The 12,970-nt window shown below is 45.5% G+C and carries 14 protein-coding genes; 3 read left to right on the top strand and 11 right to left on the bottom strand.

Going from position 1 to position 12,970, the window contains the following annotated elements; translation table 11 throughout:
- Positions 1–87: 87 nt before the first annotated feature.
- Both FX988_RS11995 and FX988_RS11990 read right to left on the bottom strand, forming a co-directional pair.
- Positions 88–618, bottom strand: coding sequence for a peroxiredoxin-like family protein (locus FX988_RS11995; RefSeq protein ID WP_160180086.1), 531 nt, complete (start codon positions 616–618; stop codon positions 88–90).
- A 67-nt stretch (positions 619–685) separates the two neighbouring features.
- Positions 686–1,126, bottom strand: a complete 441-nt coding sequence (locus FX988_RS11990) for a hemerythrin domain-containing protein (RefSeq protein WP_160180084.1) — start codon at positions 1,124–1,126, stop codon at positions 686–688.
- 277 nt (positions 1,127–1,403) lie between these two features.
- On the opposite strand from FX988_RS11990, the gene FX988_RS11985 reads away from it, so the two are divergent.
- Positions 1,404–1,799 (top strand): DUF2177 family protein, encoded by a 396-nt coding sequence (locus tag FX988_RS11985; protein ID WP_007986871.1) that lies wholly within the window; start codon positions 1,404–1,406, stop codon positions 1,797–1,799.
- An 85-nt stretch (positions 1,800–1,884) separates the two neighbouring features.
- On the opposite strand, the gene FX988_RS11980 is transcribed toward FX988_RS11985, so the two are convergent.
- From FX988_RS11980 to nrtS, 3 genes are all read right to left on the bottom strand, one after another.
- Positions 1,885–2,808 carry a formate/nitrite transporter family protein gene (locus FX988_RS11980; protein ID WP_007986873.1) on the bottom strand — a complete coding sequence of 308 codons (924 nt, stop codon included), beginning with the start codon at positions 2,806–2,808 and terminating at the stop codon, positions 1,885–1,887.
- 24 nt (positions 2,809–2,832) lie between these two features.
- Positions 2,833–3,405 carry a YqaA family protein gene (locus tag FX988_RS11975; RefSeq protein WP_007986876.1) on the bottom strand — a complete coding sequence of 191 codons (573 nt, stop codon included), beginning with the start codon at positions 3,403–3,405 and terminating at the stop codon, positions 2,833–2,835.
- Positions 3,406–3,775: 370 nt separating this feature from the next.
- Positions 3,776–4,036 carry a nitrate/nitrite transporter NrtS gene (gene nrtS, locus FX988_RS11970; protein ID WP_160180082.1) on the bottom strand — a complete coding sequence of 87 codons (261 nt, stop codon included), beginning with the start codon at positions 4,034–4,036 and terminating at the stop codon, positions 3,776–3,778.
- A gap of 168 nt (positions 4,037–4,204) precedes the next feature.
- Between nrtS and rarD the strand changes: the two genes are divergently transcribed.
- A complete protein-coding gene (gene rarD, locus FX988_RS11965) occupies positions 4,205–5,113 on the top strand; it encodes an EamA family transporter RarD (RefSeq protein WP_160180080.1) in 909 nt (302 codons plus the stop codon).
- Between the two features lie 5 nt (positions 5,114–5,118).
- On the opposite strand, the gene FX988_RS11960 is transcribed toward rarD, so the two are convergent.
- The gene (locus FX988_RS11960; protein WP_007986885.1) at positions 5,119–6,363 is read right to left on the bottom strand and encodes a diguanylate cyclase; all 1,245 of its coding nucleotides are present in this window, start codon (positions 6,361–6,363) and stop codon (positions 5,119–5,121) included.
- A 99-nt stretch (positions 6,364–6,462) separates the two neighbouring features.
- On the bottom strand, positions 6,463–8,637 hold the full coding sequence (gene uvrD / locus FX988_RS11955; protein WP_160180079.1) for a DNA helicase II: 2,175 nt from the start codon (positions 8,635–8,637) through the stop codon (positions 6,463–6,465).
- A gap of 147 nt (positions 8,638–8,784) precedes the next feature.
- Here uvrD and cysE point away from each other — a divergent pair, with 147 nt between their 5' ends.
- Positions 8,785–9,564 (top strand): serine O-acetyltransferase, encoded by a 780-nt coding sequence (gene cysE, locus FX988_RS11950; RefSeq protein WP_160180077.1) that lies wholly within the window; start codon positions 8,785–8,787, stop codon positions 9,562–9,564.
- A gap of 64 nt (positions 9,565–9,628) precedes the next feature.
- Here cysE and FX988_RS11945 read toward each other — a convergent pair whose 3' ends face one another.
- From FX988_RS11945 to dapF, 4 genes are all read right to left on the bottom strand, one after another.
- Positions 9,629–10,342: an HAD-IA family hydrolase gene (locus FX988_RS11945; protein ID WP_160180075.1), complete on the bottom strand. Its 714-nt coding sequence runs from the start codon at positions 10,340–10,342 to the stop codon at positions 9,629–9,631.
- Between the two features lie 63 nt (positions 10,343–10,405).
- A complete protein-coding gene (locus tag FX988_RS11940) occupies positions 10,406–11,302 on the bottom strand; it encodes a tyrosine recombinase XerC (protein WP_160180074.1) in 897 nt (298 codons plus the stop codon).
- Positions 11,302–12,000, bottom strand: coding sequence for a DUF484 family protein (locus FX988_RS11935; protein ID WP_160180072.1), 699 nt, complete (start codon positions 11,998–12,000; stop codon positions 11,302–11,304). Before FX988_RS11935 ends, FX988_RS11940 begins: the two co-directional genes overlap by 1 nt.
- Positions 11,997–12,827: a diaminopimelate epimerase gene (gene dapF, locus FX988_RS11930; protein WP_160180070.1), complete on the bottom strand. Its 831-nt coding sequence runs from the start codon at positions 12,825–12,827 to the stop codon at positions 11,997–11,999. Before dapF ends, FX988_RS11935 begins: the two co-directional genes overlap by 4 nt.
- Positions 12,828–12,970 lie beyond the last annotated feature (143 nt).

Here is a 12,970-nt window from a genome sequence, read left to right as displayed (position 1 = left end):
CAACAATTCAGTGGTGAACAATTCACTATGTCTGTGAATTTACTCAGCCTGCGTGCAGCAAGCGCACACAGACTCTTCTACAGCAGGCTAGATGGTTTTTGTACCTCGGATAGGGTAATTATTCTTTCGAGTATACCCTAAACCTGATACCAGCATTTTTAAGTCGGGGCGTACAAATGGACTGTTGGCTATCTCCAATACCTGCACTTTGTTGTCGTTGTTAATCACAAATAAACCAGGCTCAGGGAAGTCATGGTCAGTTTCTGCGTCTGAGGTTGGCTGGGATACATACAAACCTAATTTACGCATGTGATCTTTGTTCAAACCGGCGTACACAGGGAATTCTACTGAAACATCGGCCAGCTTAGTATTGAGCTGCTCTACTGAATCTGCAGATACCGCTACGATGTCGACGTTTATGTCCTGAAACTGCGAGCGCATTTCCTGCAATTGGGTTAAGTACTTACTGCATATAGGGCAATGTACGCCTCGGTATACCACTAATAGCGTCCAATTGTCGGCCTGTTGGGGGGCAACTAAGCTTTGTGTTTTACCTTCTTTATCAAGTACTTGAATGCTGGGGAAGTTGGCGCCTGGGGTTAATTTTTCATAATTCATTTTGTTCCTCCTGATAGGGGGTTAAGTATGATGACTGGATCTATTAAATGATGCGTCAACAATCTGCTTAAGCTGATTGTTGTTCGCGCATTTCTTGGCGATAGCGAGTCGCTAATGTATCTTTTTGCGTTTCATTAAGAACCTTTCCAGCCATTTGAAAAAACTGCTGTTCTTCATCGTCTAAGTGGTGAAGTACAAGGTGCTGTAAACTTTTCATGTGCGCCAACCAAGCAGAAGAGCTCATGTCGGTCGCGTCAAGCTTTTCGATCATTTCATCAATTTCATGATGTTCAGATATAGCGTGTCGCGATGGGTCAACCATCTTGTCTGATTTCATAAGAGGAGCATAGAAGTAACGTTCTTCAGCGAGCGCGTGACGCTCCAATGCATCTTTTAATTGGCTAAATGCGAGTACACGTTGCTCGCTTTTGCCGGATGTGTTCAATAACGTATCCATTAAATCTCTTTGAACATCGTGATCTTTGCGTAGCGCTTCAAATATTTTCATGGGTTCCTCTCATTGCTTCACTTTCATTATTGTCGTTACTCTAATGCGAGCTTTGTACCAATCGCCTAATAATTATAACTAACTGAATAGTATGGCTTTTTCGTTTTCGTTTTAGTATTTAAGAAAGGCAGGAGTGGTAAAATTTACACAAATTAAGTAGTTATTTCTGTTTGGTTTTTGGTCACAGTGGTCGATTTTGGCGCGTGAGCGTAACAGTATGTAGGGAGCAAATTTACAACCTATTTTTAAATATTAGCGTTCACGCTTAGGAGGAAAGGTGACACAAGTAATTCGTGCATATGTGGGTTCATTACTCGGTTTTTTATTGCTGGACGCACTATGGCTTGGCTTCATAGCGAAAGATAACTACACGCAAGCGATGGAAGGTTTAATGCGCGACAAGGTGCATATTTGGCCTTGGATTGTGTTTTATACCCTGTATTGCATGGCGATGGTTTACTTAGTCATTCGGCCACAGTTTAACGCTGAAAAAGCCAGTGGTGTATTCATTGGAGGAGGCGTTTTAGGTGCAGCAGCCTATGGTGCGTACAATATGACAAATTATGCGTTATTGGCTGACTGGCCTTTAGGGATAAGCTTGCAAGATTGGGTATGGGGCGCAGTTGTCACCAGTTTAAGCAGCTATTGCGGTTGGCGTTTAGCTCGCCGCTGATTGATGAATCGAATACACAGAGCGAGTACAGTGCAGTGTAAATGAACATAGCGCCACGACAGTATGGGCTGTCGTGGCTTTGTGGCTATTTATTAAGTTTGCGAATATGGCTGTAATTCAGTAACGCGACAAAGACAGAGCCGCCAATTGCATTGCCAAGAAGTACGACAGCAAGAGCCTTTAACATCTCTATCAAAGACAGTTGATCTGAGGTGAAATAGCCCACTAGCAGCTCTACTGAGCCTGCAATCGAGTGATGCAAGCCACCAAGGCCGATAATAAAAGTAACGATGTAAATACATAGTATTTGACTGGTCGTGGAGTGAGTTGAAAGTATAGTCCACGCGCCTAACGCCATTAACCAACCCGCCAAGGTGGCACTTATGAGCAGTGTGAGAGGTGAGTAAGACAAAATGTGCTCCGCGATAATGAAGTAACCCTCACTGGCATGTATCACCTCGTCACTCAGGGCTAAGAGTCCGGCGCTGAAAATACCACCGATAATATTGCCTGCAATCACAATACCCCACAGGCGAAACATGCGAAATACACTGATGCGCCTATCGAGAATCGGGTAGAAAGCTGTGGCTGTGTGCTCGGTAAATAACTGGGTACGACTTAAAATACACATCACAAACCCCAGCGGATACACTAAAGCCACCAATACGCGATTAAAGCCTGTAGACATGTCACCGACTATGGTTGTCATTACGCCCACGGCAAGTACGGTGAAGCAGATGATCATGCCTGCAGCGAGCGCAGACATGAACAGCGACATGCTCGGACGGGCTAGTTGTTCAACCCCTTCGTCTATGGCTTTTTCAAGAATGTCATCGGGGTGGCGAAAGGTTTCGTCCACGCGCTTGACTATTACAGAAGCGTATTCTTGACTCTCGCGGGTACGCTCTTTGGAGCGCTCCTTGGTGCTTTCATTAAACAATAGCTCACCAGAAGGAGAAACTATTTTCGCCTCATGATCGTGTTCGCCGTGCTCTAGATCATCACTCATTGTTTATCCTTGAATCAATGTAAATTAATGTTTAATCCACCATATCAAGGCCACTATTAGAGTGAGCCCGATGGCTGTAGGGATCTTATATTTTTTAAATAGCGCTTCAGCTTGGTTACCCGCCAATTTGACTAGCAGTGCGAGGCCAAAATAACGAATAGAGCGGGCAATAAAAGTCGCTAATAAGAATAGGCCCAAAGAGTATTTAGCAGCACCTGCTGCTAGCATGGCAATTTGAAAAGGAACGGGAATAATGCCTACGGACAATACGTACCAGAAGCCTTGTTCTTGCATCTGGGTTTTAACATTCTCTAGCTGCTGAGGGTCCGAAAACCAGCTGGCGATTTGCTCGGCGAATTGGTCAAAAAGATAATAACCGACGCCGTAGCCGATAATGGCACCAAAAATACAACCTAAGGTGGCCAACGTCGCTAACAGCCATATTTTTTCACGCTTGGCCTGCATTAAAGGGATCAACACGGCTTCAAGGGGAATAGGGACAATGATCGACTCTAAAAATGAGGCGATGACCAAAACAAGATACATGTTTTTAGATTCTATAAATTGCTTAGTCTTATTTTTAAAATACGTGACCATGTTCGTCCTGTATAAAAACTTGGGCTTGATGTAAACCAAGTAGAGAATGAAACGAGTAGACTGACTGTGCAGGATATATACCAAAGGACGGCGGGGAATGAGTGAGTTATTGGCGCGCAAACCAGACCTGTAAACTAATACTGCTTTAAGCCTTATAGAACGCGGTGGTCCAGCTTATGCCCATACTTGTGAATTTGCGCGTATAAACGCAATTTGGATGCAGCAACGTTGTCCTAAACAGCAAATATTGACTCGGCGCGGGCTGATTTAGAGGGATTTTTTGCAATATTTACTTATCCAGTATTTAGGTTGCTTACCCAAGGTCGATGGCGAGGAGCCCTCTGGATAGAGCTGCAAATCGCTCTTAGGCCTATTCAGATGTCGACGATTTTGTTGCTTGCTGCCTCGCGAATTGGCGTAGGGTTAACATACCGGAAATAGACGAGACGAAGTAAGGGACGATAAACGTTAGGAGCATACTCCCCCACAGAATCGGTGCTTGTCCAAATACACCGTCATATTGGTTAATCACATTTAGGATCGCACCAACAATTAGCGCCGTGGCAAGCGAACGCTTGACCAAAGTAGGGTTAAAAAGCTGATTTAATAGTCCAATATTTTTGTTTATCAATTGGGTTACCTTTTGGATTTTGATGATAAAACAAGACCGATATCCAGCCTGTATTATTTCAGTGTATGAAAAAGACTGTAGGCTTGAAGACTTGAATGTAACTACGCACATTGCTTTTCCAAGGTAGTTAATTCACACTCCTGCGCTTGATGGTAAAAGGGGCTTGAAATGAATGATAAAGCGGTGAAATCGGGCGTCTTATTCGCAATCGCGGCGTACACCATGTGGGGTATTGCGCCAATGTATTTCAAATTGATTGGCCAAGTGCCAGCAATGGAAATTTTGATGCATCGCATTATTTGGTCTGTGCTGGTATTAGTTTTACTGGTGGCTGTGACCGGTAAAATTAATAAGGTAAAGCAGGCGATATTAAATCCGAAGGTCATGCAGATTCTATTGATATCTGGATTACTGTTGGCCGCAAACTGGTTTATTTTCATCTGGGCAATCAATAATAATCATCTACTTGATGCCAGTTTAGGTTACTACATCAATCCCTTGCTAAATGTATTCCTAGGACGCATATTTTTAGGTGAGCGGTTACGACGCATGCAAAAAGTTGCCGTGGGCTTAGCGCTTTCAGGTGTAGCGTATTTTATCGTCAGTTACGGCCAGTTGCCTTGGGTTGCACTTGCACTTGCTGGCACGTTCGGAATATACGGCTTATTGCGAAAGCAAGTCGCGGTGGACTCATTACCAGGGTTGCTAATTGAAAGTGTGTTTTTGCTCCCACCTGCTATCGTCTACTGGATTTGGTTCGCGGGTGAGTACAGCAATATGCTCACTAATGACCTGCCTTTAAATATTACCTTGATTTGCGCTGGCATCGTCACTACAGCGCCCTTGTTATGTTTTACGGCAGCCGCCAAGCGCATCATGTTTTCGACCTTAGGCTTTTTCCAATACATCGGCCCAAGCCTGATGTTTGTATTGGCTGCTGCGGTTTACGGTGAACCGCTGGATAACAGCAAATTAGTTATGTTCGCGTTTGTCTGGTTGGCGCTAGGATTGTTTAGTTATGATTCCTTACGCCAATACCAAAAAGTAAAGAAGGCGCTTAAACAGGCGCAGGCTTAGCGTACTTAGCTGGGGTCGTGCTCAACACGATTTCGGCCGTTATTTTTTGCCTGATACAGATATTCGTCCGCTTTACGCAGCATGCCGCTTATGCCCCCATGTTCTATAGCGGTCACGCCAATACTGACAGAGCAATGAAATGTTTGGCCCTCAAATTTGAACTCGATGTCAGTGAGGGCTTGGCGGAAATCATTAAATATTTGCACTGCCGTGTGCAGCTTAATATTCGGCATAAAAACGCAAAATTCTTCACCGCCAAAGCGGGCCGGAATATGCTGCTTGAAGGTGTCAGCGACTAATTTAGCAATTTCCCTTAAGGTATAATCACCACAATCATGACCATAGGTATCATTAATTTTTTTAAAATGGTCGATATCGATAAGAGCTAAGCATTGGCAAACCGGGATTAACTGCAGTGCAGCCGCTGCCCGCTCAAAGAAATGACGACGATTGGGCAGGCCAGTGAGAAAATCAGAATTGGCCGCACGTCTGATAAGCTCGATATTTTCTATATATTCGATGTTTTGCATAATTCGGCATAAGAATTCTTCTTGGCCGTAAGGCTGGGTCAGAAAGTCATTCGCCCCGCTTTTGATAAAGCGGGCAGATAGCCCAGTATCGCCTCTGTCAGACAAACCGATCACAGCGATATCTTCTTTTTTTGCTCGTTGTCGAACTTCGCTGAGCATTTTGATGCCGCTCGGGCCTGGTAAATCATTGGCCACAATCACTAGCTTGATATGACTCTGGCGCGTGAGTACTTCAAGTCCGTGCTGCCCAGTTGTTGCCTCGTAGGTCATAAAGTTATGCCGGCGCAACAACGCTGTACTGCGCGCCCTATGAACACGTGCGTTATCTACAACTAAAACGCCAATATGTTTGTTTTTATATAACCGACTGAGTAACACACTCAGGTATTCGTATACCTGTTCACTTTCTTTGAGGATGTAATCAATAACGTCTTTGTCCAGAATACCGGCTCTGGTTTGTGAGTCTAGGAACTCAGTAGTGACTATGGTGGGCAAAAACGAAGCTAGGGTGAAGTCGATTGCTTGGCCGTGTGGGGCGTCTGGGAGGCGATAATCGACGATGGCACACAGAAAGTCTTCTGGTGCAGAGCGTGAAAATATATGCTGGGCAGCCGTTAGGCTGGTGGCTCTAACTGGCGTTAGCTGAGCGTTAACGATGAGACTGGCAATGACACCTACGGATTGTTCGTTGTCGTCAATGATCAGTACTTTTGGGCGCATAAAACAAGTTTACCTTTTTCTGAGCACGGGAGTGCAATCACTCGTGGTAACTACAACGTACTCGGTTAAAAAAGTAAACCGGTTTTAATCAGCAATGGCCTATATTCGGTCAAGTTTGGCGAATGACAATACTAACCATTTACTGCCGACATTATCGAAATTGACTTGCACTCTCGCGTGTTCCCCGCTGCCCTCATAATTAAGCACGGTTCCTTCACCGAATTTGCGATGGGATACGCGCTCACCGAGTTTAAAGCCGGTAGAGTCAAACGCGGTGTGACTGGCGGATGATTGAAAGCGACTCTGCATTGGCCTTGAAACCGTGGCCTTTGTGCGCAAGCGGACTTCTTCAATATATTCGCTGGGTATTTCTTTGATAAATCGCGAAGGCGTGTGGTATTTGTCTTGCCCGTACACGCGGCGACTTTCAGCATAGGTTAGATAGAGTTTCTGCATGGCGCGCGTCATGCCGACATAGCATAAGCGTCGTTCTTCTTCGATTTTACCCGGCTCATCGTTACTCATTTGGCTCGGAAACATACCCTCTTCAACACCGACCAACAACACCATAGGGAATTCTAGCCCTTTGGCTGTGTGTATGGTCATCATCTGAACGGCGTCTTGATGCTTATCGGCCTGAGCATCACCCGCTTCAAGTGAAGCATGAGCAAGAAACGCTGACATAGGGCTCATGTTTTCAGCTTCTTCAGGGGGCGCGAACTGCTTACACGCAGTAACGAGCTCTTCTAAGTTTTCAATACGTGCTTGGGCTTTCTCGCCTTTTTCTGCTTTGTACATGGCGTATAAACCGGAATGCTTAATCACGTGATCAGCATGCTGTTCAAGGGGTAAGTCTTGGGTGTCTTTTTGCAGCAATAAGACTAAATCGATAAAGCCTTGCAGCGCATTAGCTGCACGGCCTGACAAGCGCTTTTCTCGCAGTAGTTGTAAGCTCGCTTGCCACATGGACAAGTCGCTTTCTTTGGCTTGTTCGCGTACCTGGGCCAACGTCTTGTCACCTATGCCACGCGTAGGAGTATTAACCACGCGTTCAAATGCAGCATCGTCAATTTGTTGATTAATGATGCGCAGATAACCTAAAGCGTCTCTAATTTCTTGGCGTTCAAAGAATCGCAGACCACCATAAATTCGATAGGCTACTGATTCTTGCAATAAGGCTTCTTCGAGCACGCGAGATTGAGCGTTGTTGCGGTATAAAATCGCACAATCGCTAAGGGCGTAACCTTGGGTTTGCCAGTCTTTTATACGTGATACTGCAAAGCGGGCTTCATCTAACTCGTTAAAACCTGCGTATAAGGAGATAGGCTCGCCATCAGCTCCCTCAGTCCATAGTTCTTTGCCTAGCCGACCTTGGTTGTTATCGATAACCGCATTAGCTGCTTTAAGAATATTACCTGTGGAGCGATAGTTTTGCTCTAAGCGTATGGTTTTCGCCTGCGGGTAGTCACGTAAAAAATGCTGAATATTTTGTACGTTGGCACCGCGCCAACCATAAATAGATTGGTCGTCGTCACCCACAATAATCATATTGTTAGTGGGGGCAGCCAAAAGGCGTAGCCAGGCATATTGGATGTTATTGGTATCTTGAAATTCGTCCACCAGGACCGCGCGAAAGCGATTTTGATAGTGCTTAAGCAGTTCTGGGTTTTCCACCCATAGTTGATGAGCGCGCAGTAATAACTCGGCAAAGTCGACTAAACCCGCACGTTCGCAGGTTTGTTGATACACCTGATAGATTTCACAGAGCTTTTTCTGGTTGTAATCGCCGTGGGTGTCAATATGTTCAGGGCGTAAGCCTTCATCTTTATTGCCATTGATGTACCACTGAACATGTTTAGGGGCCCATTGTTTTTCATCTAGATTCATACTTTTGATGACGCGGCGCACTAAGCGGTATTGGTCATCAGAATCTAAAATTTGAAAGTTCTCGGGTAACTTAGCTTCTGCATAGTGGGTGCGCAGCAACCTGTGGGCGATGCCATGGAACGTGCCTATCCACATATTACTCAGTGCACTGCCTTGCAACTCTTCGATACGCCCGCGCATTTCCCGCGCGGCTTTATTGGTAAACGTAACGGCTAGGATCCCCCAAGGGGCTATACCTTCTACTTCCATTAACCACGCAATGCGATGCACTAAAACGCGGGTTTTACCACTGCCTGCGCCAGCCAAAATAAGCATGTCCGCAGCGGGTGAGGCCACCGCATCGCGCTGTTTATCGTTGAGTTGTTCTAAAAGTCGAGATACATCCATGGGGAAAAAATGCTGTAGAATTATGGGCGCATTATAACAGTTATACTGTGTTTTTATACAATTAATGAATTTGTTCTTAGTCATTAATGGGCTTTGAAATAACAACTGACTACACTGCCGACTAATGCAGATATAAGGTGGATACGCGTGGACAACAAATTTTGGCAAACGCTTCGAAATGAAGCACAGGTAATGACAGACAAAGAGCCCTTACTTGCCACTTATGTTAATGAATGTATTTTAAAACAGGAAGACTTCGCAGGGGCGTTGAGCTTTATTTTATCGAATAAGCTATCAGATAAGGTCATGTCAGCGGATGCTTTGCGTACCATGCTAGACCAAGCCTATTGCGAGCAACCGTTGCTGGTGGAAGCCACTGTATTTGATATTCAAGCCACATTCGAGCGCGACCCGGCGGTCAAGTCTTATTTAACCGTACTATTGTACTTTAAGGGCTTTCACGCCATTCAGGTACACCGCTTTGCCCATATGTTGTGGTTAATGGGCCGCCATGAATTGGCGCTATTTATCCAAAGTCGAAGCTCTGAAGTGTTGTCTGTGGATATTCACCCAGCGGCATATATTGGTCAGGGCGTCATGTTTGACCATGCCACTGGCATAGTCGTGGGCGAAACGGCTGTAATTGAAGATAATGTGTCGATTATGCAGTCGGTTACGCTGGGCGGCACAGGTAACGAGGTAGGGGATAGGCATCCAAAAGTGCGCCATGGCGTGATGATTGGTGCTGGCGCCAAAATCTTGGGTAACATTGAAATTGGCTCTGGTGCTAAAGTCGGTGCGGGCAGTGTGGTGCTGGCTAATGTTCCGTCCCATGTGACTGTGGCCGGTGTTCCGGCAAAAATTGTAGGTAAGCCAAGTTGTCAGAACCCTTGTCAGACCATGCGTCAAAACGTATTGGAAGATTAGTATCTAGGCTCTAGGCTCGCTCCGTACGGAAATCAAGGGAGCCTAACTGCAACTAGATAAGTCGCTACAAGTCACAAAGCTCGCTTAAATGGCCTAGCTGAATATCCGGTAATACAGTGGTCTCTTCGCTGCTCAAATTCATGGGGCGATTAATCGCATACCAAGCGCTCATAAAGCCGGCTTTTTTTGCCCCAAATACATCTTTTTCTAAATTATCACCTACATGCAAAATCGACTCATTCGGCCGTTTTAGTAGCTGCTGTGCAGCCTTAAACATTTCCCCGCTGGGCTTCATCGGAAAAGCCAAACTTGCGTGAAAACTTTTTTGAAAGTAATCCGCTATACCGATTTGCTCCAAGTTAACGTTGCCATTAGTGATAGCCACTAACGGCCAGCGCTCCGCGAGTTTGCTCAGCGTTTGCGTGACCTCTTCTGCCACCTTGAAATTGCTACGCTCAAAATAGAAGAAATCAAACGCTTCATCTACAGCACTTTTTAATGCCTGACCAGTATGCCCAAAGGCTTGAATACCGCTGGTTAATACTTCGCGGCGTAACATGCCCATGTCGCTACGAAGTTCTGGCTTGTTCTTTAGGGTAGTGAGTCTATGCTCACGCCAATACGCAGGGTGACTGTGGGTTGGCTCTGGTGCAAAGTCACCTAAAAATTCTATTAGGGCGTGTTCTGCACGCATTATGTAAGGGTGGTTGTCGTATAGGGTGTCATCGAGATCGAACGTTAGGGCTTTAATGTTGCCGATTTTACGGTAATAAATCATATATTCGGTTCTGTCCTTTTTCTCATGCCAATGGGCCGCAGATATTACTTCTCGGATGGATGATTACTTTTGGCGTTTAGCTCTTGGGTGCGCAGTATCGTATACGCTTGCCAGATGTTGAAAGTTCAAGTGGGTATACACTTGCGTGGTAGATAAATTAGCATGCCCGAGTAATTCCTGCACGCCACGCAAATCACCGCTCGATTCGAGAATATGGGTAGCAAAAGAGTGACGTAATTTATGTGGATTAATATCTTGATCTAGCTGCTGCTGTTTGGCCCACAGCTGCATACGTTTGGCGATCTGTCTATGGCTGATACGCCTCCTATGTTTGCTTAAAAACAAGGCTGGCTCATCACCGACAGCTAAAACGCCGCGCACTTTCAACCATTCGCCAAGGCACTTTAACGCCGTTTTACCAATGGGGAGTATGCGCTCTTTACTGCCTTTCCCCATGACCCGTAATTGCCCGTCGTCTTGGATGCTTTTCAGGTTTAAATCGGCCAGTTCAGCTAAACGTAAACCGCAACTGTAGGTCAGCTCGAGCATGGCTTTATCACGAACGGCAAGTAGCGAGTCATCATCGAAGCTCAGCAGTTGATGCATTTCATCTACATTGAGTTGTTTGGGTAATGGTTTGCCTTGCTTTGGTGCTTGAACGGCTTTGGCTGGGTTGCTGGTCAATACGTCAAGCTCAACCAGATATGCACAATAGCCACGCAATGCCGATAGGCGAAGGGCGATACTGCGCGGGCTTAAGCCTTGGCGACGTGCGTGATTGAGTACTTGACGCACATGATCAACCGCTAGCTCTGACCATGCTGTAATGGTAAGGCTTTGGCAGATACTGACAAGTTGGCGCTGATAGTTTTCAATCGATTTGGCTGCTAAATTACGCTCGTACTTGAGGTAGTTAAAGTACTTGTCTAGCAAGGGTTGCAGGCTTGGCTGCGCAGTCATTAATAAGCCAGAAGTTTGGGCAGCAGTATACTTAAAAACTGCTGTAACTGAGTAATCAGCAGGGTATCCATGTCTGGGTTAAAATGCCCAGGGTCGTTACTGCCAATGGCTAAAATACCTAGTTCACCGTTCTCACCCAAACGCAGTAATGCGACTGATTCTGCCTGTTGGTCACTAAAAAGCAGCTTTTTCTCATGTTCACTCAAGCGCCCGAAGAAGAAATCGTTATCTTTAAAGCGCTTTTCAGCAAATAGTTTTCGCTGAATTTCCGGTAGCGCAAAGGCACCTTTATAAGGCTTAAGCGCAACAGAGGAAAGGTTCAGCTGTTCTTGCATCACGTCTTCTAATACAAACTGTACTGAACTGATGTCAGTGCACTTCAACACGCGAAGATTTAAATCTGCATAAATGCGATATATGGCTTCATTTTGTTTAGCGATACTGATTAACTGGCTGAGTTTAGTATTCAGTAAACGCACCTTTTGACGGAGTTGTTCGCTTTGGCGTTCGACTAATGACACACTGCCCTTTTGAGCATGGGGCAATTGTAATTGCTCGAGCAGGGCGGGGTGTTTCACGAAAAATTCAGGGTGCTGTGCTAGGTACACTGCTACCTGCTTTTCAGTTATACCATCCGGTTCAGCAAAGGCTGACGTATTGTCTATAGGGCTTTTTTGCTGACCAGATGCTTCATTCATAACGTGATATTCCCATCAAAGACATGTTCCGCTGTCCCTGTCATTTTTAAAATTGAGCCTGGCCCTTGCCAGCGAATTTTCAAGGTGCCACCGGGTAAATCGACAGTGACTTCCTTGCTTAATTTTTTCTGCATTTGACCTACGGCGACGGCTGCACAAGCACCACTACCACAGGCGAGGGTTTCGCCTACTCCACGTTCATAAACGCGTAGTTTAATATGTCCGCTGTTTAAAATCTGCATAAACCCGATGTTTGCCCCTTCAGGGAAGCGCTCATGGGCAACCAACGTTTTGCCTATGCCTTCTACATCTGTTGTGGCGACATCATCTACTAATAATACACAGTGAGGGTTACCCATGGAAACTGCACCACAAAAAAAAGTATGGTCATTTTCGCGGATGATATAAATGTTCTCTTGCTTGTTGGCTTTGAGCGGAATTTTCGCCGGCTCAAACTCGGGCTCGCCCATATTCACGGTCACTTGCCCATCGCGCTCGTGATACAACACGATGCGGCCGGCTTTCGTGCTGACTACTATTTTATTGCGATTGGTTAACCCTTTCATTTTCACAAAGCGAGCAAAGCAGCGAGCACCGTTACCACATTGAGATACCTCTGAGCCGTCCGAATTAAAAATACGGTAATGAAAATCTTGTTCTGGGTCGTACGGAGGCTCAACGACCAATAATTGGTCGAAGCCGATGCCGAAGTTGCGATCTGCCAACTGGGCAATTTTCTCTTTACTGAAAAAAACATTTTGAGTCACGTTGTCGATAACGACAAAGTCATTGCCCAAACCGTGCATCTTTGAAAACTGAACTTGCATGTGTGCCACTTACGTAAAAATCACTTAATCAGACGACAATCGCCCTTGTATCAAGTACCTATAATGATGGTTATATCATTTCAAAGCACTGCTGACTATGGATTTGCACCATCTTGGCTAAGGGATGGTGCAATCTGGGGGCT

It is taken from the genome of Paraglaciecola mesophila (genome assembly GCF_009906955.1).
Taxonomy (GTDB): Bacteria; Pseudomonadota; Gammaproteobacteria; order Enterobacterales; family Alteromonadaceae; genus Paraglaciecola; species Paraglaciecola mesophila_A.
The sequence above is the reverse complement of the archived record's forward strand: the minus strand, read 5'-3'. Positions and strand labels throughout refer to the sequence as shown.